At 66.2% G+C, this 17,524-nt stretch carries 18 protein-coding genes; 12 read left to right on the top strand and 6 right to left on the bottom strand.

All coding sequences use genetic code 11. The features are described 5' to 3' along the window. The first annotated feature begins 77 nt into the window (after positions 1-77). The 11 genes from rbfA (at position 78) to U1839_RS15120 (ending at position 7,925) form a co-directional block, all read left to right on the top strand. Entirely contained in the window at positions 78-473 is a 396-nt protein-coding gene (rbfA, locus tag U1839_RS15170) for a 30S ribosome-binding factor RbfA (RefSeq protein ID WP_332804470.1), read from the top strand. 31 nt (positions 474-504) lie between these two features. Continuing rightward, complete coding sequence (locus U1839_RS15165) at positions 505-780, top strand: AbrB/MazE/SpoVT family DNA-binding domain-containing protein (protein ID WP_332804445.1); 276 nt, start codon at positions 505-507, stop codon at positions 778-780. Next, complete coding sequence (locus tag U1839_RS15160) at positions 768-1,169, top strand: type II toxin-antitoxin system VapC family toxin (RefSeq protein ID WP_332804444.1); 402 nt, start codon at positions 768-770, stop codon at positions 1,167-1,169. The genes U1839_RS15165 and U1839_RS15160 overlap by 13 nt, the downstream gene beginning before the upstream one ends. Before the next feature lie 354 nt (positions 1,170-1,523). Next, a complete protein-coding gene (locus U1839_RS15155; protein WP_332804443.1) occupies positions 1,524-1,745 on the top strand; it encodes a hypothetical protein in 222 nt (73 codons plus the stop codon). Beyond that, a complete protein-coding gene (locus tag U1839_RS15150; RefSeq protein WP_332804442.1) occupies positions 1,745-2,329 on the top strand; it encodes a thymidine kinase in 585 nt (194 codons plus the stop codon). The genes U1839_RS15155 and U1839_RS15150 overlap by 1 nt, the downstream gene beginning before the upstream one ends. Further along, positions 2,326-3,018 carry a site-2 protease family protein gene (locus tag U1839_RS15145; RefSeq protein ID WP_332804441.1) on the top strand — a complete coding sequence of 231 codons (693 nt, stop codon included), beginning with the start codon at positions 2,326-2,328 and terminating at the stop codon, positions 3,016-3,018. The genes U1839_RS15150 and U1839_RS15145 overlap by 4 nt, the downstream gene beginning before the upstream one ends. Before the next feature lie 66 nt (positions 3,019-3,084). Beyond that, positions 3,085-3,453: a DUF6491 family protein gene (locus U1839_RS15140; RefSeq protein ID WP_332804440.1), complete on the top strand. Its 369-nt coding sequence runs from the start codon at positions 3,085-3,087 to the stop codon at positions 3,451-3,453. A gap of 39 nt (positions 3,454-3,492) precedes the next feature. Further along, complete coding sequence (truB, locus tag U1839_RS15135; RefSeq protein ID WP_332804439.1) at positions 3,493-4,512, top strand: tRNA pseudouridine(55) synthase TruB; 1,020 nt, start codon at positions 3,493-3,495, stop codon at positions 4,510-4,512. A gap of 23 nt (positions 4,513-4,535) precedes the next feature. Next, entirely contained in the window at positions 4,536-4,805 is a 270-nt protein-coding gene (rpsO, locus tag U1839_RS15130) for a 30S ribosomal protein S15 (protein ID WP_332804438.1), read from the top strand. Positions 4,806-5,054: 249 nt separating this feature from the next. After that, positions 5,055-7,424, top strand: a complete 2,370-nt coding sequence (gene pnp / locus U1839_RS15125; protein WP_332804437.1) for a polyribonucleotide nucleotidyltransferase — start codon at positions 5,055-5,057, stop codon at positions 7,422-7,424. Positions 7,425-7,574: 150 nt separating this feature from the next. Then, positions 7,575-7,925, top strand: coding sequence for a hypothetical protein (locus tag U1839_RS15120; protein ID WP_332804436.1), 351 nt, complete (start codon positions 7,575-7,577; stop codon positions 7,923-7,925). Positions 7,926-7,987: 62 nt separating this feature from the next. On the opposite strand, the gene U1839_RS15115 is transcribed toward U1839_RS15120, so the two are convergent. Next, on the bottom strand, positions 7,988-9,748 hold the full coding sequence (locus U1839_RS15115) for a chloride channel protein (RefSeq protein WP_332804469.1): 1,761 nt from the start codon (positions 9,746-9,748) through the stop codon (positions 7,988-7,990). A gap of 156 nt (positions 9,749-9,904) precedes the next feature. On the opposite strand from U1839_RS15115, the gene U1839_RS15110 reads away from it, so the two are divergent. Continuing rightward, positions 9,905-11,590 (top strand): M20/M25/M40 family metallo-hydrolase, encoded by a 1,686-nt coding sequence (locus tag U1839_RS15110; RefSeq protein WP_332804435.1) that lies wholly within the window; start codon positions 9,905-9,907, stop codon positions 11,588-11,590. 69 nt (positions 11,591-11,659) lie between these two features. On the opposite strand, the gene U1839_RS15105 is transcribed toward U1839_RS15110, so the two are convergent. From U1839_RS15105 to U1839_RS15085, 5 genes are all read right to left on the bottom strand, one after another. Beyond that, the gene (locus U1839_RS15105; RefSeq protein ID WP_332804434.1) at positions 11,660-12,856 is read right to left on the bottom strand and encodes a hypothetical protein; all 1,197 of its coding nucleotides are present in this window, start codon (positions 12,854-12,856) and stop codon (positions 11,660-11,662) included. A gap of 5 nt (positions 12,857-12,861) precedes the next feature. Then, positions 12,862-13,371, bottom strand: a complete 510-nt coding sequence (locus tag U1839_RS15100) for a hypothetical protein (protein WP_332804433.1) — start codon at positions 13,369-13,371, stop codon at positions 12,862-12,864. A 201-nt stretch (positions 13,372-13,572) separates the two neighbouring features. Next, positions 13,573-14,982, bottom strand: a complete 1,410-nt coding sequence (locus U1839_RS15095) for a hypothetical protein (RefSeq protein ID WP_332804432.1) — start codon at positions 14,980-14,982, stop codon at positions 13,573-13,575. Further along, positions 14,979-16,556, bottom strand: a complete 1,578-nt coding sequence (locus U1839_RS15090) for an MFS transporter (protein WP_332804431.1) — start codon at positions 16,554-16,556, stop codon at positions 14,979-14,981. The genes U1839_RS15095 and U1839_RS15090 overlap by 4 nt, the downstream gene beginning before the upstream one ends. Next, complete coding sequence (locus tag U1839_RS15085; RefSeq protein ID WP_332804430.1) at positions 16,538-17,509, bottom strand: chorismate mutase; 972 nt, start codon at positions 17,507-17,509, stop codon at positions 16,538-16,540. The genes U1839_RS15090 and U1839_RS15085 overlap by 19 nt, the downstream gene beginning before the upstream one ends. Positions 17,510-17,524: the final 15 nt, after the last annotated feature.

Raw genomic sequence — 17,524 nt, 5'->3', positions numbered from 1 at the left:
TTGACGGCGGGCTGCTTGCCGGGGTTGCTGTTGTTCGCTTTCGTGCCTCTGGCATTGCTCACCGGATCGATCATTCCATGAGTCGACAAAACGAATCTTCGGAAACCAAGACCGTGCGCAGCCTGCGCGTCGGCGAACAGGTGCGTCACGCGCTGTCGGACCTTCTCGCGCGCGGCGACGTGCATGACGAGACGCTCGCCAGTCACCTCGTGACGATCACCGAGGTGCGCATGTCGCCCGATCTGCGCCACGCCACGGTGTTCGCCAAGCCGCTGCTCGGCGCCGACGAGGAGAAGGTGCTCAAGGCGATGCGCACCCATACCGCCTATCTCCAGCGCGAGGTCGCGCGGCGCGTGAACCTGAAATACGCCGCGAAGCTCAAATTCCTCGGCGACGACAGCTTCGACGAGGGCAGCCACATCGACACGCTGCTGCGCGACCCGCATGTGGCGCAGGACCTGGCGGGCGATTGACATCGGCGCCGGTAAGACACATCTTACCGTCATGGGCGCGCAAACCAGAATGTCGGAGAAGGGGCAGGTCGTTATCCCCAAGGATGTACGCGACGCCATGGGCCTCAAGCCTGGCCAGACGCTGGACGTCGTGCGCACCACCAGCGGCGTGCTGCTGACGCCGGTGCAGAACAAGAGCGGACGGACGAGCGAAGAGATCTTCCTGCATTTGCGCGAGATCGCGCCGCCATGGGAAGGTCCACCGGTTTCGATTGAGGACATGGATCGCGCGATCGATCAGATGTTTCGGGATACGTGGAAGAGTTGACCAACGCGCTCGACACCAATGTCGTCGTGCGCATGCTGGCCGAAATCGGCACGCCGCAATACGAGACGGCCAAAGCGTTGTTCGCGCAGCGCTTCACGATCACGGTCTCAGTGTTCATGGAGACGCAGTGGGTGTTGCGATCAGTCTATCACTGGCCGCGCGAACGCATTGCAATGGCGTTCGGCGACATAATGGACTTGCCGCATTTCGTCGGCCCATCGCTTGCACTTGGCTGGATCATCGACCGATTTGCGAAGGGCGCCGACTTTGCCGACATGGTGCATCTCCACACAGCCGACGACGCCGACGCCTTTGCGACATTCGACCAGCAACTGGCACGCCTCGCCGGAGCGAGCAGCCCAATTCCGATCGAGACATTGCGTGGCTGACGCTGCTGCGAGGCGGCATTCTCCGGTGACGCGCGCCCTGATGTTCGGGAGCCTCGCCGCGCTTACAGGCTGCGGGCGCATCGACCCTGTTTCGCCACCGCAGATCAGTGCGGCGGATTTGCATCGGATCGAACAGATCGACTTTGCGACATATCGACCGCACGTGTCGCCGGCGTGCAACGTACCTAGCAGGGCGGTGGGACTGTCATACTGGGCCGGGCGGATGACCACGTCGCAGCGGTTGATGCTGACTTTCGGCTTCCACCGGCTATCGCGCTGGGCAAGCTCGGCGCGGAGCGGGCGCTTGTCGATCCGGCGCTCGAAGCAGTGCTGCGCCGCACTTCGACGCGCATCATGCTCGACATGCCGGCCAGCCGCATCGCAAGCAGGCGCGCGGCATTACCGGGCAATTGCAGGACCGGCTATGAGTTGTCGGCGCCGAGCTATAGCGGTTCGATCGCCTTCATCGATCGCGACTATCTTTGCGACTGGTGCGGCAACGGCGCGACGCTGGCGATGAAATATGACGGCAAAGCTTGGCAATTGGTCGCGATCCACGACAATTGGGTCAGCTGATGGCCAAGCTCTATTTCTACTACGCCTCGATGAATGCGGGGAAATCGACCACGCTGCTGCAGGCCGATTTCAACTATCGCGAGCGCGGCATGAAGACGATGTTGTTCACTGCGGCGATCGACGATCGCTTTGCGGCGGGGACGATATCGTCGCGCATCGGGCTGGAGCATGACGCGATCATGTTCGGCGCGGACACCGACATCGCCGCGCTGGTGCGCGCGAGCACGGACAAGCCGGCCTGCGTGCTGGTCGACGAAGCGCAGTTCCTCACCGGGCGCCAAGTCGATCAGCTGGCGCGGCTCGCCGACAGCGACGGCATCCCGGTGCTTGCCTATGGTCTGCGGACCGATTTCCAGGGCGCGCTGTTCCCCGGCTCGGCGCGGCTGCTGGCCATCGCCGACTCGCTGGTCGAGCTGAAGTCGGTCTGCGAATGCGGACGCAAGGCGACGATGAACCTGCGCGTCGACGCCCAGGGCCGCGCCGTCGCGCAGGGCGCGCAGACCGAGATCGGCGGCAACGACCGCTATATCGCGCTGTGCCGCCGCCATTTCACTGCGGCACTGGATGAGGCGGCAGCGCGATGAACCCCGACAATGTCGTTTACCAGGTCGCGGCGTGGGTGATTCCGCTGATCATCGCGATCGTGTTCCATGAGGTTGCGCACGGCTATGTCGCCTATCTGCTCGGCGACCGCACCGCGCAGCGGCTCGGCCGGCTGACGCTCAACCCGATCCGCCATGTCGACCCGGTCGGCACGGTGATCGTGCCGCTGGTACTGGCGCTCGCCCATGCGCCGATCTTCGGCTGGGCCAAACCGGTGCCGGTGATCGCCTCGCGGATGCGCAACCCGAAACTCGACATGGCATTGGTGGCGATGGCCGGGCCGGCGAGCAATCTGCTGCTCGGCTTCATCGCTGCGCTCGGCGTCACATTGCTCGCGGTGACGCAGGGAGGGGCGCTGCCAGAGGTGGGCATAGCCGGTTTCCTGGCCGATAACCTGTTCAATTTCCTTATGATCAACGTCTTCCTCGCGATCTTCAACATGATTCCCCTGCCACCCTTCGACGGCGGCCATGTCTTCGCGGCGGTGCTGCCCAAGTCGCTTGCGACACCTTATGCACAATTGGGACGCTACGGTTTTCTGATCATGCTGGGGCTGCTCGTCATATTGCCGACGATTGCGCCCGGCGCCGATGTCGTGGCGCGGATCATCGGCCCGGTTGCCGATGGCGTTGCGCGCCTGTTCCTCCGCGTCGCACACGGCGTGTTGTGATCGCTTCATCCTGAATTCAGCCTCGGGCCCGCAGGGTGGTGCGTCGGAGGGGAAGAGGAAGTGGTCATGATGAAATATCCCGCAGTCGCCCTGCCCCTGATGCTGCTCGCCGTAACGGCACAGGCCCAGACGCCGGCGTCCGAGGTCGGCAAGCCGGCGCGCATTCCGTTCATCCGTTTCGGCCAGATCGAGGATTTCGAGGCCGATAGCGACAAGGGCGTCTATCTGCAGGACGCACATCGCCGCTGGTATTATGCCAGCATCTTCGGCCCCTGCACCGGACTGCCCTTCGCGACGCGGATCGGCATCGACACGCGTTTTGCCGGCGACACGCTCGATTCGACCGGCACGCTGCTGGTCGATGGCGAGCGCTGCAAGATCGACCAGCTGACGACCAGCGCCGCGCCGCCGAAAAAGGCCAAGCACAAGCATTGAGGCTGGCCGCGCCGCGTCGCGCGCCCTAAGCGCCGCGCGATGCATGGCTGGATCATCCTCGACAAGCCGCTCGGGCTCGGCTCGACCCAGGCGGTCTCGGCCGTCAAGCGCGCGCTGCGTACCGGCGGCTATGGCAAGTACAAGGTCGGCCATGGCGGCACGCTCGATCCGCTCGCCACCGGGGTATTGCCGATCGCGCTGGGCGAGGCGACCAAGCTCGCCGGCAGGATGCTCGACAGCGACAAGGTCTACGACTTCACGATCCGCTTCGGGGAACAGACCGACACGCTCGATGCCGAGGGCGTCGCGATCGCCACCAGCGACGTGCGGCCGACGGCGGCGGCGCTGGAAGCGGTGCTTGCACGGTTCACCGGGCCGATCGAACAGGTGCCGCCGGCCTATTCCGCGCTGAAGGTCGATGGCGAGCGGGCGTACGACCTGGCGCGCGCCGGGGAAGAGGTGGTGCTGGCGACGCGCGCGGTGACGGTTCACGCCTTAAACTCCTCCCCGGAACGGGGAGGGGGACCGCCCGCTTCTTCAGCGGGTGGTGGAGGGGCTTGGCGCGCGGCGCACGGGCAACGCGCTCCAAGCCCCTCCACCAGCTTCGCTGGTCCCCCTCCCCGTTCCGGGGAGGAATTTGAAGGGGGGGAGGCATTGGAATCGGCCACGCTCACCGCGCATGTCTCCAAGGGCACCTATATCCGCAGTCTCGCGCGCGACATCGCGCTGGCGCTGGGGACGGTCGGGCATGTCACCATGTTGCGGCGGACCAAGGCCGGCCCGTTCGGCCTCGATCAGGCGATATCGCTGGACAAATTGGCCGAATCCGCTATGGCGCGCGAGCTTGAACACCTACTTCTGCCGTTGAGGGCGGGGCTGGACGACATCCCGGCTCTATCCCTCACCCCCGAACAGGCAGGGCTGCTCCGACAGGGGCGGGTTCTGATCGGGATCGCTTCGCACGATGGCCTCTGCTTCGCGACGCTGGACGATGTTCCGGTCGCCCTTGCCGAGGTTCGGGACGGCAACGTCTCCGTGGTGCGCGGCTTCAACCTGTAATGTGATGTCGAGGAACGAATAACATGACGATTTCGCAAGAGCGCAAGGACGTGCTCGTCAAGGAACATGGCCGTATCGAAGGCGACACCGGTTCGCCCGAAGTGCAGGTAGCGATCCTGACGGAGCGTATCCGCAACCTCACCGAACATTTCAAGATCCACGCGAAGGACAACCATTCGCGCCGCGGTCTGCTGATGCTCGTCAACAAGCGGCGTAGCCTGCTCGATTACCTCCGTCACAAGGATGGCGAGCGCTATACCGCCATCATCGCGAAGCTCGGCCTCCGCAAGTAACACGGGACGGCGCCCAAACGGGCGCCGTTTCACTATCCGGGGTACGGGCAATTCGGCCCGCGCTCCGGCCAAACCTTCCCCGTTCGCCCCGAGCTTGTCGAGGGGCTGCACTTCTTCAATCCGGAAGAAGGAAGAAAGAACGAGGCTTCGACAAGCTCAGCCCGAACGGGTTGGGAGGGTAATGCAAGAGCCACTGATGGCTCGCACAGGCCCCGGCACGCATTGGGCGGCCGGCGTAAAGGAAATACAATGTTCGACACCAAGAAAGTAGAAATCCAGTGGGGCGGCCAGACCCTCTCGCTGGAAACCGGCCGCGTTGCGCGCCAGGCTAACGGCGCCGTGATGGCGACGCTCGGCGAAACCGTGGTGCTGTGCGCGGTCACCGCCGCACGCTCGGTCAAGGAAGGGCAGGATTTCTTCCCGCTCACCGTCCATTATCAGGAAAAGTACAGCGCGGCCGGCCGCATCCCCGGCGGCTTCTTCAAGCGCGAGCGCGGCGCGACCGAAAAGGAAACGCTGACCAGCCGCCTGATCGATCGCCCGATCCGCCCGCTGTTCCCGGAAGGTTTCTACAACGAAATCAACGTGATCTGTCAGGTGCTCAGCTATGATGGCGAGAATGAGCCCGACGTGCTGGCAATGGTTGCGGCGTCTGCCGCACTGACCATCTCGGGTGTGCCCTTCATGGGCCCGATCGGCGCCGCGCGCGTCGGTTATGTCGATGGCGAATATATCCTCAACCCGACCAACGACCAGGTGAAGGCCGGCGAGCTCGACCTCGTCGTCGCCGCCACCGGCAATGCCGTGATGATGGTCGAATCCGAAGCGAAGGAGCTTTCGGAAGAAGTCATGCTCGGCGCGGTGCAGTTCGCGCACAAGGCCTGCCGCGAGGCGGTCAACGCGATCATCGACCTGGCCGAGCAGGCTGCCAAGGATCCGTGGGAAATGGCCGCCCAGGCCGACCTGACGGCCGCCAAGGACAAGCTCAAGAAGCTGATCGGCAAGGACATCGCCGCCGCCTACAAGGTGACCGACAAGTCCAAGCGTTCGAACCTGCTCAACGAGGCACGTGCCAAGGGCAAGGCGGCGTTCGCCGATGCCGCACCGCAGGACCAGATGGCTGCCGGCAAGCTGATGAAGAAGCTGGAAGCCGAGATCGTTCGCGGCGCCATCCTCAAGGACGGCCAGCGCATCGACGGCCGCACCACCACCCAGATCCGTCCGATCGAGGCGATGGTGCACTTCCTGCCGCGCGCACACGGCTCCGCGCTGTTCACGCGTGGCGAGACGCAGTCGATCTGCACCACCACGCTCGGCACGCGCGACGCCGAGCAGATGATCGACGGTCTGAACGGGCTCAATTACGAGCACTTCATGCTGCACTATAACTTCCCGCCCTACTCGGTCGGTGAAGTCGGTCGCTTCGGCGCCCCGGGCCGTCGCGAAGTCGGCCATGGCAAGCTCGCCTGGCGCGCGCTGCACCCGGTGCTGCCGGCCAAGGAAGAGTTCCCCTACACGATCCGCGTTCTCTCCGACATCACCGAGTCGAACGGCTCGTCGTCGATGGCGACGGTGTGCGGCGGTTCGCTGTCGATGATGGATGCCGGCGTGCCGCTGAAGCGCCCGGTCTCGGGCATCGCGATGGGCCTGATCCTCGAGGGCAAGGACTTTGCGGTCCTGTCCGACATCCTCGGCGACGAGGATCATCTCGGCGACATGGACTTCAAGGTTGCCGGCACGTCCGAAGGCATCACCACGATGCAGATGGACATCAAGATCGCCGGCATCACCGAAGAGATCATGCGCGCCGCGCTGAACCAGGCCAAGGAAGGCCGCGCGCACATCCTCGGCGAAATGGCCAAGGCGCTCGATCACACCCGTGAAGAGCTGTCGGCGCACGCACCGCGCATCGAGACCTTCACGATCGACAAGTCGAAGATCCGTGAAGTCATCGGCACTGGCGGCAAGGTGATCCGCGAGATCGTCGCCACCACCGGCGCCAAGGTCGACATCGACGACGAGGGCGTGATCAAGGTCAGCTCGTCCGATCCGGCGCAGATCGAGGCGGCAATCGCCTGGATCAAGGGCCTGGTCGAGGAAGCCGAAGTCGGCAAGGTCTATACCGGCAAGGTCGTCAACCTGGTCGATTTCGGTGCGTTCGTGAACTTCATGGGCGGCAAGGACGGTCTCGTCCACGTCTCCGAGATGCGCAACGAGCGCGTCGAGAAGGTGTCGGACGTCGTTTCCGAAGGCCAGGAAGTGAAGGTCAAGGTGCTCGAGATCGATCCGCGCGGCAAGGTTCGCCTGTCGATGCGCGTCGTCGATCAGGAGACCGGCGCCGAACTGGAAGACACCCGCCCGGCGCGCGAACCGCGTGAAGGCGGCGACCGTGGCCCCCGCGGCGATCGTGGTCCGCGTCGCGATGGCGGCGGTGGCGGCGATCGCGGCCCGCGTCGTGACGGTGGTGACCGTGGTCCGCGCCGCGATGGCGGTGATCGCGGCCCGCGTCGCGACGGCGGCGGCGAGCGCGCCGAGCGCGCACCGCGTCGTGAAGGCACGGACGACAACGGCCCCGCGCCCGAGTTCGCCCCGGCTTTTCTGACGGGCGACCGGGATTAAAAGTTAATCCGCAAGGATGGCGGAGAGGATGAGGGGGTCCGGCAGCAATGCCGGGCCCCTTTTCCGTCGGTTGGTGAACCGGCCGCCGCGAGCACGCGGCGACATTCGCCCCGGTTGCGGATGCCACATCGATGTAGGACATTGCCCGCCATGAACGGGATACGGCTCGCCATTGCAGTAACGGCATTTTTCACGATGAGCGGCGCTTCGGGGCAAGCCTCCGAACCCAGCCGGCTTGTGCGCGCCAAGCTGATACACAGCGGGTATTCCACCAAGAACCAAGACTATGTTTATGGGCCGGAAGGGACAGATCAAGTCTGGGCCGAATGGACCTACCGCAGCTGTCAGGGGAAACGCGGCAGCCGAACCTATGTGCGTCACATGTTAGTTCACGCCCTGCGCTTTCCGGAGGCGGGCGGCCTCTATCTCCTCACAGTATCGCCCGACGGCGAGGTAAGGGGAGTGATCCCGGACGACCCGCATTTGAAAACCGCATGCTGAGTTGCGTAAAGCATCCGCGTTGAGCCGTTCCGGGGCGCGAGCGTCAGCCCCTTATCGCCCCCTCACTCCCCAAACAAATCCCGCTGCGCCTTCTCCAGTTCCTCGGCATAGCGCCGCCGGACATAGGTCTCCGACAGGATTCCCAGCACGTGCTGGTCCCCCGCGACCACCGCCAGTTCGTCGCTGCCGGTGCGGTCGAAAGTCTTCATGACCTCGACGATGTTGGTCTCGGGCGTCAACGCGGTGTCGCGATTGGCGGCGAGCGTGGCGATCGCCGCGCCGGGGTCGCGCCCCTCGGCATAGGCGGCAGCCGTTTGCACCACGCCGGCATAATGGCCCTCGCCGTCGCACAGCACGACGCGGCTGGTCGAACCGAGCGGATAGCGGTGGCGGAATTCGGCGATGCTGAGCGCGTCGGGCGTGGCGCGCGTCTCGCGGCGCATCATCCGCCCGGCGGTCAGCGTCTTGACCCAGCCGACGTCGCGCGCGCTCTTGATCGTCTCGCCGCGCAGATGCAGCCGCCAGGTCGAGAAGGAATAACCGAAGGTCTCGCGTACGATGGTCGAGGCGACCAAAGCGGCGGCGACCACCGCGCCGGTCAGCGAGAAATCGTGCGTCGCCTGCAGCACCAGCATCGCCATCGTCATGGGCCCACCGACCACCGCGACGGCAAGCGCCGCCATGCCGACCAGAGCGGCATTGTGCGGATCGATCACCTGATGCCCGACGACCATCGTCACGGCGGCGGCGAAGAGATGGCCGAGCAGCGTGCCGAGGAACAACGAGGCGAAGAACAGGCCGCCGCGAAAGCCGAACCCCAGCGAAACGATCGATGCCGCCGACTTGGCCAGCAGCACCGTGGCGATGAAGCCGAGCGATGCGCCGATTGCGAGATCGGCATGGAGCGCGCCATGCCCGGCCGACAGCGCCTGGGGCGAGACCAGAGCGATCGGGATGAGCAGCGCCCCGCCGATCGCCGGTCGTGCCCAATCGGGCAGCGCGATGCGCCGCACGCCGCGCTCGACCAGCGCCACCGCGCGCATCAGCAACACGCCATAGCCGGCGCACAGCGCGCCGAGCAGCGCGTAGATGATGTAGTGATGCGTTTCGACCGGAGCGCCGGCCACCGCCTCGATGACATAGGGCTGGACGCCGAGCGACTGCGCGACGAGCGCCCCGGCCAGCGCCGCCGCCGCCACCGGCGCGATTGCCGACGGGGTATAGGCGCCGATGACGATCTCGAACGCGTAAAAGGCGCCGGCCAGCGGCGCGCCGAACACCGCGCCGATCGCCGCCCCCGCGCCTGCCCCAACGAGATGGCGCAGGTCGGCACGGCGCAGCGCCAGCGCGCTGCCGACCCACGCCGCGATCGCGCCGCCGAGCTGGGTATAGGCCGCCTCCAGCCCGACCGAGGCGCCGAAGCCGTTCGACAGCACGGTCTGCCCGGAGATCACCAGACTGTCGGCCAGCGACATGCGCCCGCCGTGCAGCGCATTGGCCTCGACCGGATCGACCAGCCGCCGCTTGCGCACCCGCACCGCAAGCGAGAACAGCGCGAGGATCGCCCCGCCGGCGGGCAGCACCAGCAGGATCGGCCCGGACAGCGCCGGCTCGGCGCTGAGGCGTGCCGCCGGCGGCAGCGCGAACAACAGATGTTGCAGCGTCCGCGCAACCCCGCCCTGCACGACGCTGAGCAGCGCCGATGCCGCGCCGACGCCGACCGCGAGCAGGATAAACATCGCCTCGCTCGCGCGCACGCGTCGGCGCAGCCAGGCGAAGGAAAAGCGGATCAGGGCGGGATTGAGCGGGTTCACGGATAGCATCGGCTCGGGGGAGATGCCCAGCGGGTTGAGCTTTTTCGCGCGGCGGCGCAACCCCGCGACGGGTGCGGCATTGCGGTCGTGAGGACAGACCACGTCTCGGTTGTCGGACCGCAAAGCGCGTCATATGCCGTTGCCTCAGCAACCGTAGGACGACACATGCGCAACTCCTTCCTCCTGCCGGCCCTTCTCGCCACCTGTGCCGCCGCGCCCGGCCTCGCGCAGTCCGCCCCACCCGCCGCCAGCGCCGCGCCGATCGACAAGGCGCGGCTGTCCGACGACACGCGCATCCTCGCCAGCGACGCGTTCGAGGGGCGCGGGCCGGGCACGGCGGGGGAGGATCGCGCGGTCGAATGGATCGTCGCGCGCTTCAAGGCGCTGGGGCTGACGCCCGCCGGCGACAAGGGCGGCTGGACCCAGGCGGTGCCGCTGCTCCACACCAGGCTCGACACCGCCGCGCCGGTCAGCGTCCATGCCGGATCGAGCGACATGACGCTGGTGCAGGGCAAGGACATCTATCTCGGCACCGTGCGCGACGTCGATCGCGCGACGATCGCGGCGGCGCCGCTGGTGTTCGTCGGTTACGGCGTCAACGCGCCCGAGCGGCAGTGGGACGATTTCAAGCAGGTCGACCTCAAGGGCAAGGTCGCCGTGTTTCTGGTCAACGACCCGGATTTCAACGCGCCCGCCGGCGACCCGGTGATCGGCGTGTTCGGCGGCCAGGCGATGACCTATTATGGCCGCTGGACCTACAAGTTCGACGAAGCGGCGAAGCGCGGCGCGATCGGCATCCTGATCGTCCATGATAGCGCCGGCGCCGGTTATGGCTGGAACACCGTGATCGCGCCGGGCGGCGAGAGCTTCGCGGTCGTGCGCAAACCCGGCGCGACCGAGCCGACGATGTTGCAGGGCTGGCTGTCGGCCGACGCCGCGACGCGCCTGTTTTCCGCCGCGGGGCTCGACCTGGCGCAGCTCAGCCGCGCCGCACGGCGGCGCGATTTCCAGCCAGTCGCGCTGCCCGGCGCGACGCTGTCGGCCGACATCGCCGTGACGCGCGACCGCGTCGCGAGCCGCAATGTGCTGGCCAAGCTGCCCGGCACGACGCGCCCGCAGGAGACGATCTCGTTCGCGGCGCATTGGGACGCGTATGGCATCGGCAAGGTGCCGGGCGCCAATGGCCGGCTGATCCGCGCCGGCGCCGCCGATGACGCGATCGGTGTTGCGGCGGTGCTCGAACTGGCGCGCGATTTCGCCGCCGCGCCGCGCACCAAACGCACCTTGCTGTTCGCCGCCTGGTCGGCCGAGGAGCGCGGGCTGCTCGGCTCGGAGACCTTCGCCCAGTCGAACCTGTTCCCGGCGCGCGACATGGTCGCGAACTACACGATGGATGTGCTGCAGACGGCGGGCGCGGCGCGTGACGTGGTGCTGGTCGGCGCCGGGCAAAATGAGCTCGAGGACGACCTCGCCAAGGCGGCGGCGACGCAGGGCCGCACCGTCACTGCCGACGCGAAGCCCGAGCGCGGGCTGTTCTACCGCGCCGACCATTTCTCGCTCGCCCGGCGCGGCGTGCCGACCTTGCTGCTGATGGGGATTGGCGGCGGCGCCGACCTGGTCAAGGGCGGCCGCGCGGCGGGCGACCAATGGGTCAGCGACTATACCGCGCATTGCTATCACCAGACCTGCGACGACTGGAGCGCTGACTGGGACCTGACCGGCGCGGCGCAGGATGTCGCGTTGGTCTACCGCATGGGCCGCGATCTTGCGAACAGCACGCGCTGGCCGAGCTGGAAGGCGGGATCGGAATTCGTGCCGATCCGTGCGGCGTCGCGCGCCGCCATCCGATAGCGCATCGCGCGGCGCTGTTGTGCATCGTTACACCATATGTTGGCGATACCGCGCCGGCACAATTTGTTCTCAGCGACGCGCCGACGCATGACCCGGCCCACTGCATCCGCGAAGCGCAACCAACCTGTCGATAACCGAGCTGATTTCAGCGACATCGATCGGCTCGCTCGCCTGATGCGAGATATAGGCGGCCATCGCAGGTTCGTCAGCGACCCCCTGCAATGCCGCGCCGAGCTTTACCACTCCAAGCCCGCGAAGCTCCGTCGGCAGCTCGGCGATCGAACGGTTCGGGCCGCGCGAGCTTTCAATCTCCTCGAGTCGATCGATTAGCTCCTCAAGATAGATGGCGTAATAACTGTTGAGAAAATACGCTTGACCAACGTCAACGTCGTTATACTCGCCCTTCGAGAATTTATCGATAAGATCGCGTGAAAATTGTTCAGCGGCATTTTCCTCCTGAATTACAACACACGCGCCATCTTTTCCATGATTCAGATAAAAATGACCGAGTTCATGAAAATAAACTGCGCTAATACTTCCCGAAAAGTACTCTCCGTACATCAAGGTTGATAGGTTTTTTAGCTGATCTTCGGCCGCGCTGGTCTTATATTTTTCGAATTCACTCAGATCCATTCTTGCCGTGTCGACACCGGCGGCGCGTAGCTCACCGAGCGTGTCGTTGAGAACGTCGCGATATATGCCGCCAACCTTCATGAAATTGAGGTAGGCGGGCAGATACGCCACTTTTTGGGCGAAGCAGGCCTCCCGCGGCAAATGATTGCGCACCAGAAAGACCCAATATTCCGCGGCGCAATGCCCGCCCGGTGTGTCGCGACCGCTTTGGTGCGCCATGTAAAATTGCGCGACACGGCGACCATATTCGGCGATATCGTCCTGGGTGATCAAATCCCTGCGGATCGACGTCAACTTCAGGTTTTCCACTTCAAATTCGAAGAAGTGGACGAAACTTTCCACGCACATCACGACATGACCGTTGAGGTCGTAATAAGCGAAATTGGTCGGATCGAAGCATTCGGGGTCCCCGGCCGCCGCCGCTATCACGCTGTGTTGGGCGATGCGCGCGTCGAAGCCGAGCGGCGCCCGATACCGAACGATCGCATCACGAAAGCGGTTGGCCGCATTTAGGATCATCCCGCGATAGGCCGCGTAATTCTGCTGCGGCCAGGTCTGCGCGGTCGCCGGTGAACCGCAAAGAAGGATGATCCCGGCGAAGAGCATCGCCAGCCGGACGAATGCTCGGCACATCGGGATCAGTGCTCAGGCTGCGGTGTAACGAGACGCGACATGACCAGGATGGTCTTGTTGACGCGCGCATTTTCGTCGCTCGAGAAACTGCCCTTTTTCAGCAACGTCACGGAATCGTCGATCGCGGCCTGAAAATCGCGTGTCTCGAACGACTGCCCGTTGGACATGCGCATTCGGGGGTAGCGAAAGCAGACGCGAGCCATCGGGCGAGACTGGGCGGGGCCGGGTTCGGCGGCGCGCGCCGGGCTGACCAGCAGATCGCCTATACTCAGACCGGACTGATTGCCCTGCTGTTCGACCGGGTCACTTTCGGCAGGATCGATCGTGGTTTGATTGTCGATCGTGCGGACCAGTATCCACATGCCGAACAGCGCGAAGAATACGCCGGGACCGAGCGCCTTGAGCGTGAACTTCCATTGCTCACCCTTGGCGATTTCGGAACTAACGGGGGAACTGATCCCCTGAACATAAAGCTTCCAGCCGAGATAGATGCAAAATATGCCGCCGATTGCCACGACAAGAAGGGTAATTCCCCGAAATATCATAACTATAGCGACAGTATCCACGGCCAATCTCCCCCGGCAAATGATCGCGATCGTATCACGATGCGCATCGTTCGCAAGACGAACGAACGTGACGAGCCCATGCTCCGGCTCGGGCCTTTCGTTGATTGCGTGCGAGGAAGAGGACTGAGAAAATGACAGACGGGTGGTGGATCAGGTCAGGCGCCAGATGAGGCACAAAGTGGTGACAATGATCAACGGTGCGCTTGCCCAGCGCAGCTGCGCCGGCCTCACACCGCCAACTCGGTGGAGGTCGGCGGCGGCGATCGCGGCCGCGACCAGCGCGGCCAGCATCGTCCACAGATTGTAGCGCAGCTCCGAGGCGACGCTCGCCGGCAGATACCCCAGCCCATAGAGCAGCGCCGACAGCGCGACGGGCACGATGATCCGCCGCGTCGGCAGCGCTGGCGCAACGATCAGCGTGCCCAGCGCCAGCGCCATCCAGCAGATCGGCCAGCCGAGCGGCGTGCGCCCGGTCCACAATGCCAGCCAGTACAGCGCGTCGAGCAGCGGGTTATGGACGATGTGATAGCCCCAGTCGTTGGGCGCGGATTCGATCTGCGCGGCCTGCTCGACCTCCTTGTGCGTCAGGAAACGCATGTTGAGGTTGAAATGCGCCAGCCGGTGCGCGGCATAGGCAAAGGGATGCGCGACGACCGCGCCGAACCAATGGCGGTACGGGCTTTCCTTCGCATCGTCGAAGGCATCGCCGACGTCGAGGAACTGGATCGGGCACGCCTCGGGCGACCACCAGGCATAATGGTCCCACTGCACCGCCGTGTAGCATTTGGCGTTGACCGCGACCCGGTCCTGCACGTCGATATCGGGGAACACGTCGACGCCGCTGTGATAGGTGATGCCGGCGAGGTCGAAGATCACCAGCGAGAGCCCGACACCGCTCGGCTCGGCGCGGAGCAGGCGATTGGCGACGGGCAGCGCGCTGGCGAGGATCACGGCGCAGACCAGGGTGGCGGCGGCGAAGCGCCAGCGCGTCGACCACCAGCCCGGCGGCAGCACCGCGATCATCAAGGGCAGGCACGCCGGCAGCGCGTTGAAGCGTAACGTCGCCGCGCCGACCAGCAGCACGATCGCCGCCGCGCGCAACGCCCGGCCGCCGCGCTGTGGCAGCCAGGCGAGCAGCGCCACCACCGCCATCAACCCGCCGGCCATCAGGCAATCCTTGAGCACCGCGCCCATCAGCGCGAGCGGGATCGGCATCAGTGCCGCGAGCGTCAGGCCGATCGCCAGCCCACGCCGCCGCGCGCGCAGCGCCCAACCGGCCAGCCCGGCAAAGCCGGCCCAGTAAAGCCCCATCTGCAGCACCAGCATCGGTGCCGGGCCGGCATGGATCACCAGCAGCTGACGCCACAGCCAGTCCATCGCCGGCGGATGCCAGTCGTCATAATGGCCGGTCAACGCCTCGCCATATTGGCGCACCGCGTCCCAGGTCATGATGCCGGGCCAGAAGGCGGCGGCCTGCAGCAGCGCGGCGAGCAGCAAGGCGAGGCCGAGCACGACCGGCACCATCCACGTCTGCCGGCTGACCGATCGCACGTCGGTCATGCCGCGAACGCGGCTTCACCGTCGAGCGTGCGCAGGTCGCGGCCCAGCGTCTCGCGCCCGAACAGCGCCACCAGCAGCAGCGCGAGCGCGGCCGGCGCCATGATCAGCGCCGCCGCGAGGCCCATGGCCGGGATCGCCCCGGCGATGCTCAGCCCCTGCGCGATCAGCCCGCCGGCCTTGGTCGAGGCCGCCACCCAGCCGGTCGCGCGCCCGCGCACGCGCAGCGGGAAACTCTCGGCGGTATAGGGCAGGATGATCGCGATGATCCCGTTCGAGCCGACGATCAGCAGCGCCACCGGCAACACCGGGCTGCCGCTGCCGGCCAGTTCGAGCGCGAGCACCCCGGCGAGGCCGCCCAGCGTGACGGCGATCATCGCGGCGAGCGACCATTTGGTGCTCCAGCGGCTGTACATCCAGGCGGCGAGGAACACCGTGGGGAAGGCGATCAGCGCCGACTTGGCGAGCAGACCACTGGCCACCGCGACCGAATAACCCTTGGCCGCGAGATCGGTCGGCAGCCACAGCAGCAGGCCGAAATTGACCAGCCCCCAGGCCAGCGCGGCGACGGTCAGCGCGGCGAGCTTGCCGGCCAGCGCGCGGCCGGTCAGCGGCACGTGGCCGATCGCCGGCTGCGCGACGACCGCGCGCGCGACCGCGCCGAAGCGGCGCATCACGGCTTCCGCCTCGGCGGTGCGGCCGCGTGCGAGCAGGAATTTGGCGGATTCGGGGATCATCCCGCCGAGCAGGATCAGGCTCAGCCCGGTCGGCAGATTGGCCAGCCACAGGATGCGCCAGCCGAACACCGGCAGCAGCAGCGCCGACAGCCCGCTCGCCGCGAAATAGCCCCCCGCCGCGCCGAGCCCGCCGACCAGCACCAGGCTCCAGCCGCGATGGCGGTTGGGCATCATCTCGGCGAGCAGCGCATAGGTTACCGGCAGCATGCCGCCGGCCGCGGCGCCCATCATGAAACACATGCCGATGTTCCAGGCCAGACTCGGCATCGCCCCGCAGATCGAGGTGCCGACGAACATCACCGCCGACAACAGGATCGAGGCCTTGCGGCCATAAATGTCGGCGATCACGCCCCACAGCATCGAGCCGATCACCGTGCCGGTCAGCGCGGCAAACGGCACCAGGCTGACGGTCGCGCGCGGCACACCATATTCGCTGACCATGCCGGGCACGGTGAAGCCGAGCGAGGCGGGCTTCATCACGTCGATGATCAGCGCGATTGTCAGCACGGCCATCAGCCGCCAGTGTGGCCAGCCGAGTGCGGCGTCCTCGGGCGCGGCGATCTCGATCGTCGCGGTCGCGGCGCGCTGCGCGGCGATGTTGCGCGGCAGCAGCCCCCACGCCGCGACGATCACCCCGCCGATGATCAGGAACATGCCGCCGATCATGCCGGCGTCCATCGGCATGCCGGCCAGCCGATAGTGCATCGCCCGCGCCATCGCGAACATCGGCAGATGGAGCAGCACACCCGCGGTCACCGCCACGCAGCCGAGCGCGAACGCCCACACCGCCTGGCGATCGCTCAACGTCGATTGCAATCCCTTCAGCTCGCCGGTCGCCATGAACCCTCCGCGACGGTTTGCCCGCGATCGGCCGCGGCCAGTGCGGCGACGAGCGCGGCGCGATCGAGCGACACGCAATAAGACGGGCGCGCGCGCTCGAAACGCCAGCCTTCCGCCAACGGCCCGGCATCGACCACATCGTAGCCGAGCTCGTCGATCAGGCCGGCAACCACCTGCTTCGCGGCACTGTCGTCGCCAGCGATCGGCAGCGCGCGACGCCCCGGCGCGCCGGCCGGTCGCGCGTCCTTTTCGATGTCGCGCTCGAGGATCGCGTTCCACGCCTTGACCACCTTGGCGCCGACGAGATGCTTCGCCGTCTCTTCGCTGGTGGTCGTTTCGCCGGCGTCGAGCGCCGCGATCGCCCCATCGCGCATCGGATAGTAATTGTCGGCATCCATCACGATCTTGCCGACGAACGGCCCGGGGTCGAGCGTGGCGAGCGCGGCCAACGGGATGGCGAGCAGGACCAGGTCGCCGAACGCCGCCGCGTCGGCGACCGTCCCGACGCCGCAGCCGATCGACGCGACGGTGGACAGCAACGACGTCGGCCCGCGCGAGTTGCTCAGCATCACCTGGTGCCCGCGCGACACGGCGAGCCGTGCCACCGCCCGGCCGATGAAGCCTGCACCGACGATCCCGATCTTCATCGGCTGCACCGCACGCTCGGACACCGTCTCGCGCAGATGCTGGTGGTGGCGAATCACCTCGTCGATGATGAAGCGGAGGAATTTCTCGCTGAACTCGGGGTCGAGATCGGCTTCCTCGGCGAGGCGGCGCAGCCGCGCGATCTGCCGTTCCTCGCGGCCGGGGTCAGCCGGCGGCAGTCCGCTCGTCGCCTTGTAACGGCCGACCGCCTGCGTCACCTTGAAGCGCTCGGCCAGCATGTGCACCAGCGCGGCGTCGATATTGTCGATGCTCTGGCGATAGCCGCGCAGCGTCTCGTCGGTCACCATGGCTTCCCCTGTCCT

Origin of the sequence: Parasphingomonas halimpatiens, assembly GCF_036663795.1 — a bacterium.
Classification (GTDB): domain Bacteria; phylum Pseudomonadota; class Alphaproteobacteria; order Sphingomonadales; family Sphingomonadaceae; genus Sphingomonas.
Note: the sequence above shows the minus strand (reverse complement) of the source record. Positions and strands in the feature narration are given on the sequence as shown.